Below are 21729 nucleotides of genomic sequence, written 5' to 3' on the forward strand. Positions count from 1 at the left end.
ACATAAAAATGAAGAGGTTGAGACATAACTCAAAAAGTCATATCCCAATCTCTTCACATAGAATTTATTTCAGATAGGCAGTTTGGGCTTCCAAAGCTCGTTCAGCAAGTGCTTCGTAACGTAAACGTTTGTCACGAATGCGTTCTGGAAGTTCTGGTAACAAGCCAAAGTTAGCGTTCATTGGTTGGAAATGTTTGCCTTCTGCATGGGTGATGTAGTAAGCCATACTCCCCATCGCCGTTTCCCGAGGTAAAGTGATGGGTGCGAGTCCTTTTGCTAAACGAGCCGCGTTGCGTCCGGCTACTAAGCCACTAGCTGCACTTTCGACATAACCTTCCACCCCAGTCATTTGACCGGCAAAGAACAAATCTTCCCGATTAACGGATTGATAAGTGGCTTTCAACAATTCTGGTGAGTTCATGAAGCTATTACGGTGCATAACACCATAGCGGACAAATTCCGCATTTTCTAGTCCAGGAATCATGCGGAACACCCGTTTTTGTTCGCCCCATTTCAAATGAGTTTGGAAACCAACAATATTATATAGCGATGCTGCTGCATTATCTTGTCGCAATTGGATCACAGCATAAGGACGTTTCCCAGTTTTAGGGTCTTCCAAGCCCACCGGTTTCATTGGGCCAAACAGCATTGTTTTGATACCACGTCCGGCCATTACTTCAATCGGCATACAGCCTTCAAAATATTTTTCCTTCTCAAAAGCTTTTAGTTCCGCAACCTCGGCAGAAACCAGCGCTTGATGAAAGGCATTGAACTCTTCTTCTGTCATAGGACAGTTAAGGTAGGCTGCTTCGCCTTTGTCGTAACGCGATTTTAAGTAGACCTTATCCATATCTATTGTGCTTTTATCAATGATGGGTGCGGCTGCATCGTAAAAGTAGAAACCCTCAGAGCCATTGTATTCTTGGATTGCTTCCGCTAATGCTTCTGAAGTCAGCGGTCCGGTTGCCACAACGGTAATCCCTTCTGGCAAACTGGTGATTTCTTCGTTTACTACCATTACTAGCGGATGATTTTTAATGCGACTGGTGATTTCTTGTGAAAAAGTATCACGATCCACCGCCAAGGCGCCCCCAGCAGGCACTGCTGTTTTATCAGCTGCTCCAATCACGACAGAGTCCATGCGGCGCATTTCTTCCTTCAAAAGTCCAACGGCATTGGTTAAGCCGTTGGCACGAAGGGAATTAGAGCACACTAACTCCGCAAAATTTTCAGTATGGTGCGCAGGCGTTTGTTTCACTGGACGCATTTCATAAAGACGCACAGGGACGCCTGCTTCGGCGATTTGCCAAGCGGCTTCACTACCGGCTAGACCGGCACCAATTACATTTACTGTTGGATAAGTTGACATAGTATTCCTCCTCAGAAGAGCTCGTTCTCACTGCTTCTGTTATTTTTGGACAGCTTCTTCGTAGTCTCCATTAATGCAGACAACCTGCTTACCACCTTTGACTTTCTTCTCAACCAGATATTGCCCACATTTTGGACAGTCACGACCAACTGGTTTATCCCAAGAGGTGAAATCACAATCTGGATAACGAGAACAGCCGTAGAATAAACGGTTTTTCTTCGATTTGCGCTCGATGACTTGGCCTTCATGACATACCGGACAAATCACGCCAATTTCTTTAACAATTGGTTTGGTGTTGCGGCAATCAGGAAAGTTGCTACAAGCATAAAACTTGCCGTAACGCCCTAGTTTAATGACCATTGGATGTCCGCAAACATCACAGTCAAAGCCAGCTGGTTCATCTTTGATTTGAATTTTTTCGATTTTTTCTTCGGCATTTACTAGTTCTTTTTCAAATGGTTTATAGAAACGGTCAACGACCTTCACCCATTTTTCTTGCCCTTCTTCTACTTTATCAAGGTCCGTCTCCATCCCAGCAGTGAAATGAACATCCACAATATTCGGGAAGAATTCTACGATTAGGGAGTTGACAATTTCGCCTAACTCAGTAGGTTCAAAGCGTTTATTAGTCAGTTTGACATAGTAACGCCGTTGGATTGTTTCCAAAGTTGGCGCATAGGTAGATGGGCGTCCTACACCATTTTCTTCCAAGGTACGAATCAAGGTTGCTTCACTAAAACGAGCAGGTGGCTGTGTAAAGTGTTGTTTTGGTTCGATATCGACAGAAGTAACCTGTTCGCCTACAACCAGCTCAGGCAGAATATTTTCTTTGTCTTCTTTACCATCATCGCGACCTTCAACATAAACCTTCATAAATCCTGGGAATTTGATTTTGGAACCATTAGCGATAAAAATCACACCATTTTGCGCCAAAGTTACTTTCATCGTGTCTAGAACAGCCGGTGTCATTTGACTAGCTACAAAGCGTGACCAAATCAATGAGTAAAGCTTCATTTGATCTTTGTCTAAGTATTTGCTTAAAGAATCAGGCGTCCGCATTACGCTGGAAGGACGAATCGCTTCATGGGCATCTTGGGCCCCTTGCGCATTTTTAACTTTCCCACCACCGTGAGCTGAAAACTCTTTGCCATAACTATCTTCAATAAAGCTAGCAGCTTCGGCTTTTGCACTGTCTGCAATCCGTGTCGAGTCGGTACGCATATAGGTGATTAACCCCACCGTACCTTCTTTCCCGATATTGATTCCTTCATAAAGCTGTTGCGCAACCATCATGGTTTTGCGGGTACGGAAGTTGATTTTCCGAGCTGCTTCTTGTTGCATGCTACTAGTAGTGAAAGGTAGCGCTGGATTACGTTTGCGTTCCTTCTTTTCAACTTTTGTGACATCGTAGTCTTTTGAATTGATTCGTTTGGTAATTTCTTTGACATCATCAGCATTTTTCAGCTTATGCTTTTTACCGTCGACACCCCAGAAGTTCGCTTTGAATTTCTTGCGGCCTTTCATAAAATTACCATCGATACTCCAATACTCTTCTGGAATAAATTCCCGAATTTCTTTTTCACGGTCAATAATCATTTTTAAGGCGACAGACTGTACCCGACCGGCACTTAGTCCTTTTTTGACTTTGCGCCATAAAATTGGACTGATGGAATAACCAACTAAACGGTCTAAAATCCGCCGTGCTTGCTGAGCATCTACTAAATCAACGTTAATGGTCCGTGGTTCTTTAAAGGCCGCTTTAACCGCATCTTTAGTGATTTCGTTAAAGACCACCCGATTCTTATCTTTGAGATCCAAGCCTAATAAATAGGCTAAATGCCAAGCAATTGCTTCCCCTTCGCGGTCCGGATCGGCTGCGAGAAAGACTTTATCTGCTTTTTTAGCTGCTGTTTTCAAACTTTTGATTACATCGCCTTTGCCGCGGATAGAAATGTAATGTGGTTCATAATCATTTTCAATGTCGATTCCCATTTTACTTTTTGGAAGATCGCGAATATGACCAACGCTGGCCATGACTTTGTAGTTTCGTCCGAGATACTTTTCAATCGTTTTTGCCTTAGCTGGAGATTCCACAATCACTAAGTACTTATATGCCATAAATAAGGTGGCTCCTTTCAAAATGGACTGGTTTTTCGAAAAAAACCGAGTTTCTTCTATTATATGTAATTCTCTTCCAACAAATCGTAGACAATCATATGCTAAGGAGAATAGATTTGTCAAGAAGAGAAGTTTCAATTTATGATAACTCTTCCAAAATATGGGTCATTTTGGTGGTACATTTCGCGCCGTCACGGATCAAGCTATGACAGCCTTCCGCGTTATTTTGTAAGGGGTCACCAGGTACCGCAAAAACTTCGCGGCCATTTTCTAATGCTAATTGCGCGGTAATCAGTGAACCGCTCTTTTCTTTGGCCTCAATGACCACGACTCCTTGGGCCAGACCAGCGATCAAGCGATTTCGCTGCGGAAAGTGATACTGTCTCGGTGGTGTTCCTTTAGGATATTCGCTGATAATTAGCTGTTCTTCTTTCATTTGTTGAAACAGACGCTGATTTTCACTGGGGTAACAGCGATCTAAGCCACAGCCAACAATCCCGATTGTTTGACCTTGCTGGCTAGTTGTTAGTTGGTGGGCAAAGCTGTCGATTCCACGGGCGAGCCCACTAATAATGACATAGTCCTTTAGTAAAGGAGTAATCAGTTCCCCCACCAACTGCCGGCGACTCGTGGCAGCCGCCCGCGAGCCAACTACAGCCAAGGCCGGCTGCTGTAAAAGTGCCAAATGACCTGCGTAAAACAACACCAATGGTGGGTCAGCAATTTCCTTTAAAAGCGGCGGATATTCTGGGTCCTCAATGGTAATGAAAGGATTGCCAACTAGCCATTCACTATAAGCAGTTGTTGTTTGCCAATCGGTAATTTTTCGTAGTTGCTGGAGTATAGCAACCTTGTCGGCTTTCGTCAATTCTACCAGTAATGCTTCCCAAGAATGTCCTTGGACGAACTCCCACAATTTACGTTTCGTAATACAGCCGATACCTCCGCATAAAAATAGTGCAATACAATGATTTTTCATAAAAAAACCTCCCTGCTACTATATTTCGCAAGAGAGGTCAATCTTTACTGATTTTTTAGCATATCTTTGATGGGGGCGAAGGTTTTACGATGAATTGGACTGATACCATGTTCTCTCAAACCGGCTAAATGTTCCTTAGTTCCGTAACCGGCATTTTTTTCAAAGGCATAGCCCGGAAATAACTTACCGTACTCCGTCATTAAGCGGTCCCGAGTCACTTTAGCAATGATACTGGCCGCTGCGATAGAAGCTGAACGCGCGTCCCCTTTAATCAAGCTTTCTTGCGTCATGGGCACGTCTAATTTCATGGCATCAATCAATAGATGATCAGGTGTAATACTCAAATCTTCAATCGCATCTAGCATCGCTTTTTTGGTTGCCTCGTAAATATTGATTTCATCAATTTGATTGTGACAAATGATGCCAACTCCAATATCTAAGGCTTGGGCCTCAATCAGTTCATATAGCTCCTCACGTTTAGCCGCTGAGAGCTGCTTTGAATCATTCACTTCTATAACTGAAAAATCCTCCGGTAAAATCACCGCCGCTGCCACGACTGGTCCCGCTAACGGTCCGCGACCAACTTCATCAATGCCGGCGATGAAGCGGTGACCTTTATCCCAAGCATCCCGTTCAAATTGCAGCATATTCTGGAAAGCTGCTAAGCGGGCTTGCTGCTTTTCTTGTCGTTTTTGCCATGATGCTAGCGCAGCCTGTACCCCTTTACGCTCATCTTGCGCCAGTTCTACTAGAAAAGGATCACCGGGTTCGACAGTCAATAGTCGTGTTTTGATCTCACTGATGGCTAATTTCATCGGGATTCAGCTCCTCAATACGATCTAACGTGTAGTTTCCTAGTTTACCTTGACGAATATCATGAATAATCATTTCGCTGGCCCTTTGATAGTCATCTCTAAACCCACGTTTTTCGCTGATCAGCATCAGCAAATCTGGCCCAGGTAAAAATAAATCTTCTGCGCTAAGTTTATAACGATCACTCAAACGTTCTGGATAAAAACGACTGAAAAATTCCAGTCCAAAAATGGCTAAATCATCCATATGGAGTAAATCATCCTTGATGGCGCCAGTCAGAGCTAATTTTTTACCAATATCTGGATCTTCAAATTTAGGCCACAAAATCCCTGGAGTATCCAATAGCTCTAGATCCTTACCCGAACGTAACCATTGTTGCCCCTTGGTCACACCAGGCTTATTCCCTGTTTGGGCAATTTTTTTACCGACTAAGCGGTTCATTAATGTCGATTTCCCGACATTGGGAATCCCAATACACATCGCGCGAATTGCGCGTGGTTTAATGCCACGGGCCGCATCCCGTGCCCGTTTTTCTTTCAGAGCTTGTTGCGCTGATTGATTCAGTTTTTTTACCCCGTCATTGGTTTTGGCATTCATGGCAATCACTTCGTGGCCTTGTGCTTTGAAGTAGGCTTGCCAGGCTTGTGTTTCTTTGGGATCAGCCAAATCCGCTTTGTTCAAAATCACCAAACGGGGTTTTTGTTGGATAATTTGGTCTAACATCGGATTTCTAGAGGATAGCGGTAAACGCGCATCCACTAATTCAAAAACGATATCAACAAACTTCAATTTTTCTGTTACTTCCCGCCGTGCCTTGGCCATGTGTCCGGGAAACCATTGAATCGTCATAGACTAAAAGCAGCTCCTTTCAATGAAAGCTTTTTTGTTTAATGTTTAGCAGGTAGGCTTAAAAAGCGTTATTTAAAGCAGCTTTTAGCTACTACCTAGTATTTATAAAGTTTTAAGAACGAAGTACCTTTCGCATTTTATCATAAAACGAAGGCATTTTAAACAAGATCAAGTCTTCTTTATGATGAACTTACTGATCTTTTAGGGTAAGAATAAAAGCACCATCAACAAGACTACCAAAGTGATTCCCCATTTTTTCACTCGCTCTAAGCTGGCTTCAATCTCTTGATAGTTGTGGTCGTTTAAGGCACCGCCGACATTCTCATGAATTACTTTTTGAACCTGTTTCAACTGCAATAAGCAAAAAATAAAACAGCCGAGACCAACAAACAGACAGAGATATTTTACAACTAATATCATTGCTTCCTCCTAGTTAGCCGTACTTTCTCGCCTGTTCTATGATACCCTGCCCATAACTATATAATCAACCAGACATAACAAAACAAGCATTTAAGCAGTAACCGCTTAAATGCTTGTTCTTGTTTCTCTGCTAGTCATCAAGCCAGTTAAGATGCTCGACATTTACGCAACTACTTTTATCAATCAGCCGCTATGACTATAATAATGCCCTAATAGCCGCCACTGTCCTCCCAATAGTTCCAGCTCTGCTAATGCTTGCCAAATCAATTGGATTGGCTGCTCCACTAAAATATCCAGAACAAAAAAGTATTCCCCTAAAACGGTTTTTAAAGGTCTGGACTCGATTCGACTAAGGTCAATACTGCGCCAGCTGAAGACTGACAGGGCTTTATGTAAAGCACCAGGTAAGTTATTGGGCATAGTAAAGGCAATCGTCAGCTTTTCTTTTCCGATTTTTTCGGATAAGGGTTCACGTCCTACGATCCAAAAGCGGGTTTCGTTTAGCGCCAAATCTTGGACGTCGGCACGGACGATTTCAAGGTCATAGGTTACGGCCGCAGTTTTGGGAGCGAGTGCCGCCCAATTTTCTTGGGGATTCTGGGCAATCAGTTGTGCCGCATACGCAGTAGACGGCATTTGTTCTAAAATGGCGTCGGGATAGTACTTTTGAATAAAGTCGGCGCACTGTGCCAGCGCTTGCGGGTGAGACAAAATTTTCTCTATGGTTTTATAATGGTTGTCAGGGTGAATGAGCAGCTGTTGCGCGATTGGCAACAGAATTTCTCCCATCACTTGCAAATGACTTTGATGATACAGAAAATCGATGCTGGTGTTGACTGTACCTTCAATCGTATTTTCAATGGGAATCACACAATAGGCGACTTCCACTTTTTCCGCAGCAATAAGACAAGCCGGGATTGAATTATAGGCTTGCAGCTCCCCATGAGGAAAAGCCGTGCGTGCTCCTGCTTCTGAAAATGAACCGGCTGGTCCTAAATAGGCAATTGTCGGTGGTGTCATAGGTCGTCCCCCATTTCTTGAATGATTTCGCTAACAATCACGGCTGGCGTTTTGTTGTCCGTTAAAATTGTTAGTTGGGCGGTTGCTTCATACCATGCTTGACGCTCTAAATATAGAGCGGTTAGCTCGTCGGCTGTTTTTTCGACAGCCAGAGGTCGCTTATTCTTTTCATCAGATTGAATTCGGGTCAAAAAAACTTCTGGAGTAGCTGCCAAGTAAATGACTTTTTCCTTCGCTAACAATTGTCGATTTTCTGGACGGATAATGATCCCGCCGCCTGTTGAAAGGACAGCTTCCTGTTGGATCATTTCAGTTAAAAGTGCCGTCTCTAACTGACGAAACGCCTGCTCGCCCTCATTTTCAAAAAAGTGCTGGATGGAACAGCCGATTTGCGTCGTGATCTCTTCATCTAAATCAAGATGAGGTCGGTCTAAACGAGCTGCCAGAAGGCGTCCCACCGTTGTTTTACCAGCCCCCATAAAACCCGTCAGTAGGATGGCGGTCATAGGGACACCTCTGGTAAGAGTGCGGCTAAATCTTCAAAGAAATGCGGATACGAGACAGAGACGGCCTCGCTTTGACTTAATTCTACTGGATCCTGTGCCAATAATGCCGCTACCGCCAGCATCATGCCGATGCGATGATCACCGCGGCTAGCAACTTTTCCGCCATGTAAAGGGGTTGGTCCAGTGATAATCAATCCATCTTCGGTTGGCTGGATATCCGCTCCCAATTTTGTCAATTCCTCAGCTACTGCGTCAATGCGATTCGTTTCTTTGACCTTCAACTCTTCTGCATCCTTAATTACGGTAGTACCTTGAGCTTGGGTCGCCAGTAAGGCTATAATAGGCAACTCGTCAATCAAACGAGGAATCAAACTACCACCAATCGTCGTACTACTCAAGCGAGAACTACGGATAGTAATATCGCCTAATTGATTGTTGGGGTCTGTCTCCTTTACTTCGAAATCAGCGCCCATCGCCTTCAAAACCTCCAAGATTCCGGTACGAGTCGGATTTAGTCCGACTTGTCGCAAAGTGATTTGGCTATTTGACGTCACTGCGGCGGCCACTAAAAAGAATGCTGCAGATGAAATATCCCCTGGTACGTGAACCGTTTGCCCCTGTAAATGCTGCGGACCTGTTAGTGTAATCTTGTTTCCTTCAGTGGTGATCTCGCCACCAAATTGGCGGATCATTTCCTCCGTATGATTACGGGTAGGTTCCTTTTCAATAATTTCGCTAGTGCCTGCTGCTTGCAGAGCGGCAAAGAGACAAGCGGACTTCACTTGGGCGCTAGCAACGGGCAAATGATACTTCAAAGGTTGCAGTGTCTCAGCCCCTGTGATGGTGATTGGGGGAAATTCGCTCCCTGCCCGCCCACTGCAAGTAACGCCCATCATGGTGAGTGGCGTCATTACTCTGCCCATGGGACGTTTGGTAATTGAGGCGTCACCAAATAAAGTCGTACTAAACGAGCTATCCGCTAAAATCCCTGAAACCAAGCGAATCGTGGTACCCGAGTTGCCAATATCAATCGGCGTTTCAGCTGCTTGGAATTGCCAATCACGTCCTTCAACGGTGATTGTTTCACCATCGTCTGTAATCCTTGTCCCTAAAGCTTTGAAGGCCGCCACGGTGGCTAAACAGTCATCGGCACGCAAAAAATTATGAATGGTAGTAGTTCCCTGACTAATCGCACCAAACATGATGCTTCGATGGGAAATGGATTTATCCGGTGGTACGATCACTTCACCCTTTAAACCGGCTTGATTTGTTTGTAATTTCATGACAGGACTCCTTCATAGCATTGATAGGTTGACTTAGCTTCAATGGAGCGTTTGGCAGCAACTAAATCAGATTGATTCTTAAAGGTTAGTTGGAGGACACCATGGATATCTTCCCGGGTTTCCAACACCTTGACATTGATTAAAGAAATGCTTTCGTTGGCTAAAAAGCCAGTGACTTCAGCAATGACACCAGGTTTGTCTGGAATGGTTACCATCAAATCATAAAAGGCTGGTAAGGCGCCACTTTGATGAACTGGCAGCTCATCGCGAAAAGCTTTGGCATCAGCGAAAAATTTGAAAATCTGGTCTCGTTCAGCTTGGGTCAGCATATCTTGCACTTTGGTTAGGGTTTGCTGCCAATCTCTCAGCTGAACTAACAGATTCTCACGGTTGGTCAGTAAAATCTCGGTCCACATGCGCGGATCGGAGGACGCAATCCGGGTAATGTCTCGAAAGCCCCCTGCCGCTAATCGTGTTGTTTCAGGGGCTGTTAACGAAAAATTCGCTGTCTGTTGCACTAAAGCGGAGGCAATGATATGCGGCAAATGACTAACCATACCCGTTACCTGGTCATGTTCTTTAGCAGATAAGGTCACAATTTTTGCTCTCGTAGGCGCTAGTAAATCAGTTAAAATTTCGCGGACAGCGACTGGCGATTCCTCCGTCAAAACATAAAACGCATTCTCAAACAAATCACGGTCAGCCGCAATCACACCCGATTTATGCGACCCCGCCATGGGATGCCCCCCCACAAACACGGCTGGGTGAGGCAATGACTGACTGGCCGCCAATACTCGTTCTTTGGTACTGCCGACATCGGTTATGATGACTGGTTGACTAAAAGGAACTTGCGCCAACTCTTGCAATGCCTGACAAACAGCCTCCACCGGCATGCACAGAAAAATCACGTCACTTACTGCTGCGGCCGCTAAAAAAGAAGAAGAGCGATGAATGATTTTTTGTTCTAACGCAACTGCCATGCTTTTTTCGTTGGCGTCATAGCCGGTAATCACCGCCTCGGGATGCGCTTGTAAGCACAATGCTAGTGAACTGCCAATCAGGCCTAAGCCTGCAACTAAAATCTTCATCTTCTGTCCTCCTCGTTTAGTATTGTTCTAAATCTTCGCGGTATCGGTTGATAGAGTGTTGTAATTCAGTCAAGGTATCAGCCTCAAATTTTTCTAAGACTGCTTGCGCCAATTCTGTGGCAACTACCGCTTCACAAACGACGCTAGCGGCCGGCACAGCGGTAGTATCAGATCGTTCAACGCTAGCTTTGTAGGGTTGCTTTGTGTCGATGTCAACACTACTTAAGGGTTTATAAAGGGTCGGAATAGGCTTCATAACGCCTTGTACTATGATGGGCATGCCATTTGTCATACCCCCTTCAAATCCACCTAAGTGATTGGTTTTCCGCGTGTAGCCTTCTTCATAAAGAATCTCATCCATCACTTGTGATCCCGGTTTACGGGCCATTTCTGCACCAATCCCAAAAGAGACGGCCTTAAAGGCGTTGATACTCATGACGGCTTGTGCAAGACGACCATCCAGCTTGCGGTCCCATTGGACATAACTTCCTAGTCCAGCTGGTACGCCTTCCGCAATTACTTGAACGACGCCGCCTAATGTATCGCCAGCTTTTTTAGTTGCATCAATCAAAGCTTTGACTTTTTCTTCCTGGGTAGTGTCCACCATCCGAATTTCAGAGGCTTCCGAACGAACTTTAATCTCAGCGACTGATAGTTGTTCCGTAGGCGCCTTGATACCGCCTAGTTCAATGACGGAACCCGCTAAATGGATTCCGACTTCTGCCAAGAGTACCTTGGCAACCGCACCAATGGCTACCCGCATAGTTGTTTCGCGGGCCGATGACCGCTCCAAAACATTTCGCAAGTCGCGGTGATGGTATTTCATCCCGCCAACTAGATCGGCATGTCCCGGCCGCGGCTTAGCTACACGTCGTTTCAATTGCTCTTTTTCTGGTACAGCTTCGGCCGACATGACCGACTGCCAATTTTCCCAATCACGGTTTTTGACAATCATGGTGACTGGTGCACCAATGGTTTTTCCGTGCCGGACACCTGAGGTAAATCGAACTTGATCTTTTTCAATCAACATTCGGCCACCACGACCATAACCTTTTTGTCGTCTAGCCAGTTCATGATTAACTTGTTCGGCGGTCAAAGGCAACCCGGCCGGCAAACCTTCAATGATTGCGGTCAGCTCTGGTCCGTGGGATTCTCCCGCTGTTAAAAAACGCATACCTGTTCCTCCTCTATTCTTCTATATAATCCCGCATCATTTCTAATGGAATTGGTTGAATTATGGCCCGACCGATTTCAGGGACTAAAATAATTTTTATCTGGTTGCCGCGAGCTTTTTTATCGTGAGTCAAGGCCTGATAAAGCGTCTCTTTATTCAAATGATGTTCGGTGGGCAAGTGAAATTTTTGAATCATTTCGGTTAACTGCTGAGTAAGCCCGGCAGTAATTTCGCCACGTTTTTCAGCATTGCGGGAGATTTGAATCATACCTAAGGCAACACCCTCACCGTGGGCAATTTCCCCATAGCCTGCCGTATTCTCCAAAGCGTGACCAATTGTATGACCAAAATTCAGGGTCAATCGTTCTTGATGATCAAAGGGGTCTTGTTCGACAACACGCCGCTTCACTTCACAACAGGCATAAATAATGGCTTCGCTGTGACGCAGTAGGTCCGCTTCATCCTTCAAATCGGCTAATTGAGACCAAAGAGTGGTATCCGCAATCGCAGCCGTTTTGATAATCTCGGCGATACCTTCCCGCACTCGGCGTAAAGGTAAGGTGTTTAAAACGAGTGGATCAATCAAGACACCATCAGGCTGGGTAAAAGTTCCTACTAAATTTTTAGCAGTCTGTGTGTTAACGGCAGTTTTACCGCCAATACTAGAGTCTACCTGCGCCACTAATGAAGTGGGAATTTGCAGAAAATGAATCCCTCGCATATAAGTCGAGGCCGCAAAAGCGCCTAAATCCCCTACAACCCCGCCGCCAAGGATGATCACTCCGTCAGAGCGCGTCAGTCCAGCTTCAGCAAAAGTGTCATACAACCAAGTAGCCATCTCTAAACTTTTACTTGTCTCTCCCGCCGGTACCGCCGCTATGGTAACATGAAAGCCGGCCGCTATTAGCGAATTTTGGACTTGTTCACTATATAGAGATGAAACATTTTCGTCAGTGACTAACACAATTTTTTGCGGTTGCCAGAGAGCTGCAGCCCAATCTCCTACTGTTTGAAGGGCGCCTTTTTGAATCAAAATGGTATAGGTATGCTGGGCTAAAGAAACCGTCAGTTCCATTTCAATCACCCCTCCAATTGTTTAATCGTTTGCATCGCGTCTTCTAGAATGTGAACCTCTTTCATCATTTTCATGTAAGTTTTTTCATTCAGAGATTGCGGACCATCTGACCAAGCGTTGGCGGGATCTGGATGAATTTCGACGATCATACCGTCAGCACCAGCAGCAACCCCCGCCCGCGCCATTGGCGGAACTAAATCCCAGACGCCAGTACCGTGACTTGGATCTACGATAATCGGGAAGTGGCTTAATTTTTTAATTAATGGCACTGCACTTAAATCAAAGGTATTTCGCGTAGCCGTTTCGTAGGTTCGAATACCACGTTCAATGAAGATCACATTGAAGTTGCCTTGCGTTGTAATGTATTCGGCGGCGTTTAACCACTCATCAATCGTGCCTGAGATACCACGTTTTAAACCAATTGGTTTGCCAGTTTTTCCGACAGCTTGCAATAACCGGAAATTTTGCATATTACGGGCCCCAATTTGAAGAATGTCGCTGTATGCCGCCACCATGTCAATGTGGGCTTCATCCATAACTTCGGTAATGACTTGCATTCCGAATTCATCAGCCGCTTGGCGAATGTATTTCAAGCCTTCTTCTTCTAGACCTTGGAAAGCGTATGGCGAGGTCCGCGGTTTGAAAGCTCCTCCCCGTAAAATGGTAGCACCGCCAGCTTTCGCGATACGGGCACACTCACGAATTTGGTCTAGCCCCTCAATGGAACAAGGACCAGCCATTGTCACAAAGTTGCCAGCACCAATTTTGACCCCATTGACATCCACGATGGTGTCCTCTGGATGGAATTCACGGCTGGTTAATTTATAAGTTAAAGAAATGCGTACGGCATTTTCGACGCCATCGTAGCTGGTGAAAGCTACGTCTTGCATTTTACGCGTATCGCCGACTAAGCCGACAATCGTTTGCTCCTTGCCTTCACTTAAATGGACTTCCAAGCCCTCACTTTTCACACGTTCAATAATAGCTTTTACTTGGGCATTCGTTGCCCCTGGTTTCATAATAACGATCATGTTAATTCCTCCTCTTATTTCATCAATGGCTTAATTTTTTCAATGGGCATAGCTTGACCTGTCCATAAGGAGAAGGCCGCCGCACCTTGATACAACAACATTCCTAAGCCGTTGGTGGTTTTAGCACCGATTTTTTTTGCTTCTTTCAGTAATACCGTTTCTCGTGGTTCGTAGATGATGTCTGCCACCGCTAATGCCGGGTACAGCAGTTTAGGATCTAGGGGACACTCATTTGCTAATTCAGCCATGCCAATATTGGTGCCATTGACTAATAGCTGGCTATCCTTTAAGGCATTTTCTAAGGCGACTGCATCGGCTGAATCATAAAGCGTCAGGACTTTGCCGGTTTCCTTTGCGATTTCCTGAAGTTTCGCTTCGATTCGAGAATAAGAGGTGCTGCGCCGGTTAAAAACGGCGATTTCTGCTACACCATCTAAAGCCGCTTGGACCATAATAGCCGTCGCTGCGGCACCACCACCTAAGATCGTCATCTTACGTGGCACTTGGATGTCTGCCTCCTGCAAGCTGCGCATAAAGCCAATACCGTCCGTATTGTGGCCAACTAAGTGACCCTGTTGATTGACAATAGTATTGATGCCGCCAATCAGTTTGCCTGCTGGACTCACTTCATCCACCAAAGCTAGAGCCGCTGTTTTATTGGGCATTGATAAGTTTACCCCCAGCATATCAAACTCACGGATCATTTGAATTGCTTGTGGCAACTCTATTGTGCCCACTTCAAAAGCCAAGTAGACAGCATCAATCCCTAATGCTTGGAAAGCCGTGTTGTGCATCAAAGGAGAAACGCTGTGTCTGGCCGGCGTGGCATATAAAGCCGCTAGCCGAGTAGAACCGGTGATCATAAACATCCCTACTTTCCTGAGAACATAAAAAAGGTATTCACGTAAAGTTACAGAAAACCTACAGTGAATACCTTTCATACATAACCAAAAATAAAAGCCACTATAGATTTTCATCTACGTGGCTGAAAGTCATCTCAAAACACCCTAGCCATCATAGATACAAACGAGTTGTTTGCACCCATGAGTTCATGAATACAAACTTACCTAAAATAGCTAAAGTAATAATTATTTAGTTGTGAATGACAATGGTTGTTCATTGGACTCACTTCCTAACTTAAGATTGCACTAAGTATATGCCGTTAAAAATGCTTTGTCAACGATTTTTTGTTTTTTAGGCCAGTTTACCCTACCGTAGGTTCTTCTTTCATACGAGCAAATAATATGCCACCTAGAATAAACAAAATGATTAAACTAGTAATTCCCAATTGCGAACGGCCGGTTAGATGCGTAATAACCCCGAATAATAAAGGCCCTAAAATGGCGGAAAACTTGCCAAAAATATTGTAGAAGCCAAAAAACTCATTGGCTTTTTCTTTAGGTACCATTTGCGCAAAATAAGACCGACTCAGTGCTTGGATCCCTCCTTGAGAAGTCCCTACTAAAATTCCTAAGACCCAAAAATCCAACACAGTATCCATGAAAAGTGCATAAATACAGATAAAGGTATAGACGCCAATGGCAACTAGAATCAACGGTTTCGCCCCGAACTTGCTGGCTAATTTTCCATAAAGAATGGTGAAAGGAAAGGCAATAAAATTGATGACTAATAAGATAATAATCAGCATGTTAGAATCAATACCCATATCGACACCAAAAGCTGTCGCCATAGTAAAAATCGTATCGACACCATCAATATAAAAGAAATAAGCAATCAAAAAATAGACGATTCGCTTGTATTGCTTGATTTCCAGCAAGGTATTTTTTAAACGTGTAAAGCTGTGGCGGATTGGATGTGCCACTTTTTCCAGTGCAAAGCGCTGATGAACGTTTTTGAAAAACGGCCAGCTGAATAGGAGCCACCAAAGCCCAGTCAAAACAAAGCAGACTTTGGTTACTAAATCAGTCGACATCAAGCCAAACCCATTAGTGACTTGTAGAATCATCACCACCACGAACAGTAACGCACTGCCAATATACCCCAGGCCATAACCGGTGGAAGATACGTCATCCATCCGATCATTTTCGGTGACATCCACTAAAAAGCCATCATAAAAAATATTGGCACCTTGGAAACCCACGTGGGATAAAATGTAAACTGCCAGTAGCGCAACCCAACTATTCTCAGGAATCAGGGCTAAGCCAAAGGTCATGATAATGCCGCATAAGGCGAATAAATTGAATAATTTCTTTTTGTAGCCGCGAAAATCAGCAATCGTTCCTAAAATAGGTGCAGAAAGGGAAACAATCAACGTTCCAGCTGAACTGGCGTAGCTCCAAAAAGCAGTGGAAACCGAATCGCTTACACCAGCATTACCGGCTACATATTTGAAGTAAATCGGTAAAATAGCCGTAACGATCACTAACGAATAAGCCGAATTGGCCCAATCATATAGGATCCAACTTTTCTCTTCTTTTGAATAACTATTCCAAAACTTCACTAGGCGGCTCCCCTTCCTCACGTTCAAAGACTTCATGCAACACTTGACCAGCGACTGGATTGGGGAAGGTCAGTCCCAAAATTTTTGCGAAGGTTGGTGCTTCATCAATCAAACGCGCTTGGTCAATTACTTTGCCGCTGCGAATCCCTGGCCCAAAGAAAAGCACCGTTGTTTTATAATTTTGTTTTTGAGGCGAGTAGCCATGGACTGCCCGATAACGTTCTGGTTGGCCAATATCTTTCGAATTTACCGGTTCGTTTACTGGTCCAGCTGCATCATCAATGAAGTAGTAGCCACGTTTAGCTTCCACCATAAAAGTCACGTTGGGGGCTGCACCTTGAGCTGTTGCTTCTTCAGTTGAATATACCTTTGCGACGCCCTCCACTTTTTCCAATTCCTTGAAAAGCTCTGCTGGATTAACGCTGGCTTTTTGATCGACATAGATATAACAAGAGCCATCACAACTTTTGGCATAAACTTGCCAATTTGCTTGGATTGTGCCGTCTTTCTTCACTTTTGACCAGCCTTTTTCAGCAAACAAATGATTGAGACGAATCATTTTGTTCACATCAATTTGATAATGATCTCCTAGCACGACAAAAACGGTTTCGTCAAAAGTTCCCGCCTGTTTTGTTGCGTTGATAATATCTTTGATGCGCCGATCTTGCCTTAAAAAGGCCGCTTCAGCCTCGGGTGAAAGCACGCCATGCGCATGACGCATACTATCCATATCTACCAAATGAATCAAAGTTAAATCAGGCTTTTTCGTTACTAGCGTATCCACCGCACAGGCTGTAATGAAGTCATCCAGATAAGGCTGCTTAATTCCTTGCCGAAGGTGCCCATATTTATGGTTCATTTCCAATAAAAACCGCGGCGAACTAGCATTTAATGATACCAAGACCTGATTGGTCCAAATTCGATTTGGAAAAATTTCTGCAATATTATAATCAATGCCGCTTTTAGCAGTCACTGGCCATAAAAAGGCGGCTGTCGTCATACCGGCTTGTTGCGCTAACTCATATAAAGTAGGCACCAGCACATCTTTTTTGTACCAATACCAATCTGGCGACATTCGATTAGATTGGATCTTTGTATTATTGATTACTCCATGAGTTTTAGGGTATTCTCCTGTCACTAGCGTTGTATGGGAAGGATATGTTAAAGAGGGATAAATTGCTTCAATATTTTGGATATGGGTCCCTTCACGACGCAACCATTCAAAGGTGGGCGTATCCGCCAAATCACCTACTAAGTCGCTGGCGCCCATTGCGTCTACCGAGATAATGACCATTTTTTTCAAAAAATCCACCTGCTTTCCTTAGCTCGATTATACCAAAAAGCGCTATGAACCGAAGTCCATAACGCTTATTTTTTCCATTATTCTATAAAACAGCTAATTCCTCTTCTTCTTCAAAGAAAAGTAATAAGTCAGCCAGAGTTAATTTTTCTTTTTCTTGCGCATTGAATTCACGGTAAATCCGACCCTTTTTGAGGACGATTAGGCGATTACCATAGCGCAGCGCATCTTCCATGCGGTGAGTGATCATTAGGCAGGTCAGCTGCTCTTCTTTAATGCGTTGATCTGTCAGCGTCATCAATTGCTTCGCCGTTTTAGGGTCGAGGGCAGCGGTATGTTCATCTAATAACAAAAGCTCGGGCCGTTGCACCGTCGCCATTAAAAGACTGAGGGCTTGCCTTTGCCCGCCAGACAAAGTCCCTGCCGGCGCATCTAAATGTTGTTCCAACCCATTGCCAACTTGCTGGCACAATTCGAAAAAGTGTTGATGATAGGCAGCCATTTTCCGTAGCGACAACCGTCGTTTCTGGCCGCGTTTCAAAGCTAATAGTAAGTTTTCAGCGACTGTCATGCGAGGAGCCGTCCCCATTTTAGGATCTTGAAATACCCGCGCAATATAACGGGCCCGTTTCTCTTCATTCCAATGGGTGATTGTCTCTCCCATCAATTCAACACGCCCACTAGTTAAACTTAAGGTTCCTGCGACGGTATTGAAAAGTGTACTTTTACCAGCCCCATTGCCGCCAAGCACGGTGACAAAATCCCCTTTTTTAATGGTTAAATCGACGCCATCAAGAATCGTGCGCTCTGCTATCCCTTCATGATGAATGACTTTTGTAGCATCCTTAATTGTTAAAACGTTCATGATTTACGAGCCTCCTTTGGTGACAAGTTCAAATGTAATTTTTGTTTCAGGCTTGGCACCATTAGACAAACTGCTAAGATTGCCGAAGAAAAGATTTTTAAGTAGGTCGTGTCAAAGCCTAAGCGAATAACTAATAAAATCAACAATTGATAGATGACGCTACCAATAATCGTAGCACCTAAGCGTTCAGGTAATGTCAATTCTCCAAAGATTACTTCGCCAATAATGATGGAAGCTAAGCCAATAACAATGACCCCAGTTCCTTTGTTTACGTCAGCATAGCCGTCATTTTGGGCGATCAATGCACCAGAAAGCGCAATGACCCCATTTGATAACATCAACCCTAAAATTTTCATGCGGTCGGTATGAATACCAAATGAACGCGCCATTTCCTCGTTGTCGCCAGTAGCGATATAGGCCTGCCCTAAATCGGTATAAAAGAAAAACAGCAGTAGTGCTACGATAACCGCTAAAACGATAATTCCTAAAAAGACAATATCAAAATACGGCGGTAACGCCATGTTTGAGAAAACATCTTGGATACGCGGCTGGTGCAAAAGGGATAAGTTAGGTGTCTGCATCACAAACAAAATCACCGAGTTCAAACCAGACATGACTAGAATACCTGCTAAAATCACGGGAATTTTTCCCTTTGTAAATAATAAACCAGTCACGAGGCCAGCCCCCATGCCAGCCAGTACCCCAAGACAAGTCGCTAATAGTGGATGAATCCCTTGGGTAATGGCGGTAACACATACGGCGCCACCCAACGGAAAAGAGCCCTCGGTTGTCATATCGGGAAAATTCAACATCCGAAATGTCATAAAAATTCCTAAACCTAGTAAAGACCATAAAAATCCCTGTCCAATTGCTGAAACGATCATGATTGTTCCTCCTCCTTGCTAGTCGTTACTGACAAGCTGCGCCTTTTCTTTTATTGCTTGTGGAATGGTAATCCCTAACTGTGCAGCTTTTGCTTCATTTAAGATAATGTCTCCTGATGAAAAAGTGTAAATCGGCATTTCAGCGGGGTCGGCTCCTTGTAGGATTTCCGCCGCCATCTTACCAGTCTGCTTGCCTAACTCAAATTGGTTAATACCCACTGTCGCTAAACCACCTTCACTCACCATCGTGTCAACGCTGGGAATGATGGGCAGCTTGGCTTTATCTGCTTCACTAACAACGGTCTGCATAGCACTGGCAATCGTATTATCAGTGGGGATATAAAGAACATCCACCTCTTGAGACAGTACTTGAACGGTCTGAGCAATTTCGTTAGTTGAAGGAACTGGATAAGTTTTGACTTTTAAGCCAGCCTTTTCGGCTTCCCCTTGAATCTGTTCTGCTTGATAGCGGGAGTTGTCTTCCGCCGATGAATACAGGATGCCCATTGTTTTCGCTTGCGGCAATAGGTCTTGGATTAATTTCATCTGGGCATCCACCGGGGATTTATCACTGACTCCCGTAATCAGACCGCCAGGCTTTTCTTCATTTTTCACTAAGCCGGCACTCACAGGATCTGAAACGGCACCTAAGACGATAGGCAATTCTTGGGTCGTATTCGCTAACGCTTGAGCCGCCGGTGTAGCGATACCCACTAAGACATCGGCCTTTTGAGCTAATTGCTGGCTCATGGTTTGTAATTTACTTTGATCACCTTGACCGTTTTGAAAAGCAATCGTCACTTTATCTGCGGGATACCCATTTTCGGCTAAGCCGGCCTTGACACCGCGATAGATTTCATCGAGAGCAGGATGCGACACAAACTGTAACACCCCAACGACTGGTCGTTCTTCCTCAGTAGTCGCCTTAGAGCTGGGATCCATTAGGAAAGAAATGATCAAGACTAGTGCTAACAAAACAAAACTGTATAAAACTTTACTTTTTTTCATTATTTCCGCTCCTTAGTTTACGTAATATATTTCTGGTAACTTTCAGCTTGTATCAAAAAAAGAGCAGTCCCCCTTTTTGTGGAGACTGCCCTAAAAAAAGCAAAACACCACATAGATTTTGCTCTATGCGGTGTCTTTATTCATTACCAGCATAGATACAAGCTTTAGAATGCTCTCTAAAAGTTGTATCTATGATTGAAATCATACATACAACTATCTACGCCAGTTTTGCCATGATTGGACTTGCTTGGTAAATAGTGTCATGTTGATTCCTCCTCGTCTAGTTGTTGTCAAAAAGTTTACGCCAAGTTTTAATAAAGGTCAAGCAAGAAATAAAAAAAACGCCGTCTATCTTTATTTTCCGTCTTTCGCCTCTTCTTGGAGCTCTTTGATGTTGGCCATTGGCAAGCGGTTCAACTCAGGGATCAATTCATCCGCTAGCTTACTTGTATCTGCTGTTTCAAACCGATTTTCCTCTTTGCCGTTTTCAAAAAAGATAGCGGTGATGGGCTGTTCTAGTTTATATTTCTGTACAATGTCATCTTTGCGATAAAGAATTGGATAGATGTAGATTGGGCGATTTAATTCAGCCAATTTTTTATCATTGGAAAGTACTTTGATAAGTTCATCGTAATTCTCCCCATTAGGCTGTACAAAAATCACGGATACGCCTTTAGCTGAGCGGATCTTTTGATCGCCCTCATCGTAATCAAAATAAACGATTTTTTCAGATGATGGCTTCGTTACTAAGGCATCGATTTGCGAACGCCGAATATTTGCTTGTACACTTGGGATAAAAAATGCGATTACAAATAAGGCGATAATGACCACCAGTCCACCGATCACTGACTGTTTCTTATAAGTCAAAACGGTTGTGACCGTTTGATCCCAATAAAAAAGAACGCGCTCTTTGAATTTTGTCCATAAGTCCATATATTCCTTCCCCCCGTTCGTTCATTATACCGATATTTAGCAAATCTGACTATGAAAAACTGGCAATAAAATTAGAAAAATGTTGGTAGGATTGGTATAATTATCTTGATATTAAACTGGTAAAGGAGAACTTATGCATGATTTAGCCCATTCCTTAATGGAAACCTTAACGCCATTTTTTGATTTATTTATTTTAGCACTGAATATTTTATCCATCGTGATTCTTTTATGGGGTGTCTTAATCGCTGGTTGGGATTTCATCGTCAACGAGTGTAAAAACCGTAATCGAATCGAGGCTGCCCGCCATAATAACCTTATTAAAAATTATCTAGGTAGTTATGTATTACTAAGTTTGGAAGTCCTGATTGCGGCTGATATTATCGAATCCATCATTAATCCTACCTTCCAAGATATTATGAAGTTAGCCTTGCTTGTCGTGATTCGAACAGTCATCTCCTACTTCCTCCATCGTGAGATTGAGGATGCCTTAGGGAATGATAAGGAGTAGTCTGATTTATGGCGTCTAGCGCTTAAATTTTTTTAGCTCTTTTGC

At 44.0% G+C, this 21729-nt stretch carries 20 protein-coding genes and 1 pseudogene; 1 reads left to right on the forward strand and 20 read right to left on the reverse strand.

The window, feature by feature from the left end; all coding sequences use genetic code 11:
• Positions 1–64: 64 nt before the first annotated feature.
• The 20 genes and pseudogenes from trmFO to ECA01S_RS00950 form a co-directional block, all read right to left on the reverse strand.
• Positions 65–1440 (reverse strand): annotated as a pseudogene (gene trmFO / locus ECA01S_RS00855) (FADH(2)-oxidizing methylenetetrahydrofolate--tRNA-(uracil(54)-C(5))-methyltransferase TrmFO).
• Positions 1409–3487: a type I DNA topoisomerase gene (gene topA / locus ECA01S_RS00860; protein ID WP_067389668.1), complete on the reverse strand. Its 2079-nt coding sequence runs from the start codon at positions 3485–3487 to the stop codon at positions 1409–1411. The pseudogene trmFO and the gene topA overlap by 32 nt, the downstream one beginning before the upstream one ends.
• Positions 3488–3626: 139 nt before the next feature.
• On the reverse strand, positions 3627–4466 hold the full coding sequence (gene dprA / locus ECA01S_RS00865) for a DNA-processing protein DprA (RefSeq protein ID WP_067389671.1): 840 nt from the start codon (positions 4464–4466) through the stop codon (positions 3627–3629).
• A gap of 44 nt (positions 4467–4510) precedes the next feature.
• Complete coding sequence (gene rnhB / locus ECA01S_RS00870) at positions 4511–5281, reverse strand: ribonuclease HII (RefSeq protein WP_067389674.1); 771 nt, start codon at positions 5279–5281, stop codon at positions 4511–4513.
• Positions 5262–6128 carry a ribosome biogenesis GTPase YlqF gene (ylqF, locus tag ECA01S_RS00875; protein WP_067389677.1) on the reverse strand — a complete coding sequence of 289 codons (867 nt, stop codon included), beginning with the start codon at positions 6126–6128 and terminating at the stop codon, positions 5262–5264. Before ylqF ends, rnhB begins: the two co-directional genes overlap by 20 nt.
• Positions 6129–6329: 201 nt before the next feature.
• Positions 6330–6548: a hypothetical protein gene (locus tag ECA01S_RS00880; protein ID WP_067389680.1), complete on the reverse strand. Its 219-nt coding sequence runs from the start codon at positions 6546–6548 to the stop codon at positions 6330–6332.
• A 183-nt stretch (positions 6549–6731) separates the two neighbouring features.
• Positions 6732–7568 (reverse strand): prephenate dehydratase, encoded by an 837-nt coding sequence (pheA, locus tag ECA01S_RS00885; protein ID WP_067389684.1) that lies wholly within the window; start codon positions 7566–7568, stop codon positions 6732–6734.
• Entirely contained in the window at positions 7565–8074 is a 510-nt protein-coding gene (locus ECA01S_RS00890) for a shikimate kinase (protein WP_067389687.1), read from the reverse strand. Before ECA01S_RS00890 ends, pheA begins: the two co-directional genes overlap by 4 nt.
• On the reverse strand, positions 8071–9357 hold the full coding sequence (aroA, locus tag ECA01S_RS00895; RefSeq protein WP_067389691.1) for a 3-phosphoshikimate 1-carboxyvinyltransferase: 1287 nt from the start codon (positions 9355–9357) through the stop codon (positions 8071–8073). Before aroA ends, ECA01S_RS00890 begins: the two co-directional genes overlap by 4 nt.
• Complete coding sequence (locus ECA01S_RS00900; RefSeq protein WP_067389694.1) at positions 9354–10445, reverse strand: prephenate dehydrogenase; 1092 nt, start codon at positions 10443–10445, stop codon at positions 9354–9356. Before ECA01S_RS00900 ends, aroA begins: the two co-directional genes overlap by 4 nt.
• A gap of 16 nt (positions 10446–10461) precedes the next feature.
• Positions 10462–11619 carry a chorismate synthase gene (aroC, locus tag ECA01S_RS00905; protein WP_067389697.1) on the reverse strand — a complete coding sequence of 386 codons (1158 nt, stop codon included), beginning with the start codon at positions 11617–11619 and terminating at the stop codon, positions 10462–10464.
• Between the two features lie 13 nt (positions 11620–11632).
• Positions 11633–12694 carry a 3-dehydroquinate synthase gene (aroB, locus tag ECA01S_RS00910; RefSeq protein WP_067389700.1) on the reverse strand — a complete coding sequence of 354 codons (1062 nt, stop codon included), beginning with the start codon at positions 12692–12694 and terminating at the stop codon, positions 11633–11635.
• Positions 12695–12699: 5 nt separating this feature from the next.
• A complete protein-coding gene (gene aroF / locus ECA01S_RS00915) occupies positions 12700–13725 on the reverse strand; it encodes a 3-deoxy-7-phosphoheptulonate synthase (protein WP_067389702.1) in 1026 nt (341 codons plus the stop codon).
• 14 nt (positions 13726–13739) lie between these two features.
• Entirely contained in the window at positions 13740–14588 is an 849-nt protein-coding gene (gene aroE, locus ECA01S_RS00920) for a shikimate dehydrogenase (protein ID WP_067391060.1), read from the reverse strand.
• A gap of 341 nt (positions 14589–14929) precedes the next feature.
• Positions 14930–16186: an MFS transporter gene (locus ECA01S_RS00925; protein WP_245631178.1), complete on the reverse strand. Its 1257-nt coding sequence runs from the start codon at positions 16184–16186 to the stop codon at positions 14930–14932.
• Positions 16170–17480 (reverse strand): alkaline phosphatase family protein, encoded by a 1311-nt coding sequence (locus ECA01S_RS00930; RefSeq protein WP_067391063.1) that lies wholly within the window; start codon positions 17478–17480, stop codon positions 16170–16172. Before ECA01S_RS00930 ends, ECA01S_RS00925 begins: the two co-directional genes overlap by 17 nt.
• Positions 17481–17571: 91 nt before the next feature.
• Positions 17572–18354 (reverse strand): ABC transporter ATP-binding protein, encoded by a 783-nt coding sequence (locus ECA01S_RS00935; RefSeq protein ID WP_143139558.1) that lies wholly within the window; start codon positions 18352–18354, stop codon positions 17572–17574.
• Positions 18348–19235, reverse strand: a complete 888-nt coding sequence (locus tag ECA01S_RS00940) for an ABC transporter permease (RefSeq protein ID WP_067389711.1) — start codon at positions 19233–19235, stop codon at positions 18348–18350. Before ECA01S_RS00940 ends, ECA01S_RS00935 begins: the two co-directional genes overlap by 7 nt.
• An 18-nt stretch (positions 19236–19253) precedes the next feature.
• Entirely contained in the window at positions 19254–20243 is a 990-nt protein-coding gene (gene trpX, locus ECA01S_RS00945) for a tryptophan ABC transporter substrate-binding protein (protein ID WP_067389714.1), read from the reverse strand.
• Positions 20244–20597: 354 nt separating this feature from the next.
• A complete protein-coding gene (locus ECA01S_RS00950; RefSeq protein ID WP_067389717.1) occupies positions 20598–21176 on the reverse strand; it encodes a hypothetical protein in 579 nt (192 codons plus the stop codon).
• A gap of 133 nt (positions 21177–21309) precedes the next feature.
• Between ECA01S_RS00950 and ECA01S_RS00955 the strand changes: the two genes are divergently transcribed.
• A complete protein-coding gene (locus tag ECA01S_RS00955) occupies positions 21310–21684 on the forward strand; it encodes a DUF1622 domain-containing protein (protein ID WP_067389719.1) in 375 nt (124 codons plus the stop codon).
• Positions 21685–21729: the final 45 nt, after the last annotated feature.

The organism is Enterococcus canis NBRC 100695, assembly GCF_001544375.1.
In the GTDB taxonomy this organism is placed as follows: domain Bacteria; phylum Bacillota; class Bacilli; order Lactobacillales; family Enterococcaceae; genus Enterococcus_H; species Enterococcus_H canis.

Coding starts and splice junctions, on each gene's coding strand:
- pheA (WP_067389684.1), bottom strand. CDS start 7,568: ATGACACCACCGACAATTGCCTATTTAGGACCAGCCGGTTCATTTTCA.
- ECA01S_RS00955 (WP_067389719.1), top strand. CDS start 21,310: ATGCATGATTTAGCCCATTCCTTAATGGAAACCTTAACGCCATTTTTT.
- ECA01S_RS00950 (WP_067389717.1), bottom strand. CDS start 21,176: ATGGACTTATGGACAAAATTCAAAGAGCGCGTTCTTTTTTATTGGGAT.
- ECA01S_RS00900 (WP_067389694.1), bottom strand. CDS start 10,445: ATGAAGATTTTAGTTGCAGGCTTAGGCCTGATTGGCAGTTCACTAGCA.
- rnhB (WP_067389674.1), bottom strand. CDS start 5,281: ATGAAATTAGCCATCAGTGAGATCAAAACACGACTATTGACTGTCGAA.
- aroF (WP_067389702.1), bottom strand. CDS start 13,725: ATGATCGTTATTATGAAACCAGGGGCAACGAATGCCCAAGTAAAAGCT.
- trpX (WP_067389714.1), bottom strand. CDS start 20,243: ATGAAAAAAAGTAAAGTTTTATACAGTTTTGTTTTGTTAGCACTAGTC.
- aroA (WP_067389691.1), bottom strand. CDS start 9,357: ATGAAATTACAAACAAATCAAGCCGGTTTAAAGGGTGAAGTGATCGTA.
- aroC (WP_067389697.1), bottom strand. CDS start 11,619: ATGCGTTTTTTAACAGCGGGAGAATCCCACGGACCAGAGCTGACCGCA.
- ylqF (WP_067389677.1), bottom strand. CDS start 6,128: ATGACGATTCAATGGTTTCCCGGACACATGGCCAAGGCACGGCGGGAA.
- ECA01S_RS00890 (WP_067389687.1), bottom strand. CDS start 8,074: ATGACCGCCATCCTACTGACGGGTTTTATGGGGGCTGGTAAAACAACG.
- dprA (WP_067389671.1), bottom strand. CDS start 4,466: ATGAAAAATCATTGTATTGCACTATTTTTATGCGGAGGTATCGGCTGT.
- aroE (WP_067391060.1), bottom strand. CDS start 14,588: ATGATCACCGGTTCTACTCGGCTAGCGGCTTTATATGCCACGCCGGCC.
- ECA01S_RS00880 (WP_067389680.1), bottom strand. CDS start 6,548: ATGATATTAGTTGTAAAATATCTCTGTCTGTTTGTTGGTCTCGGCTGT.
- aroB (WP_067389700.1), bottom strand. CDS start 12,694: ATGGAACTGACGGTTTCTTTAGCCCAGCATACCTATACCATTTTGATT.
- ECA01S_RS00940 (WP_067389711.1), bottom strand. CDS start 19,235: ATGATCGTTTCAGCAATTGGACAGGGATTTTTATGGTCTTTACTAGGT.
- ECA01S_RS00930 (WP_067391063.1), bottom strand. CDS start 17,480: ATGGTCATTATCTCGGTAGACGCAATGGGCGCCAGCGACTTAGTAGGT.
- topA (WP_067389668.1), bottom strand. CDS start 3,487: ATGGCATATAAGTACTTAGTGATTGTGGAATCTCCAGCTAAGGCAAAA.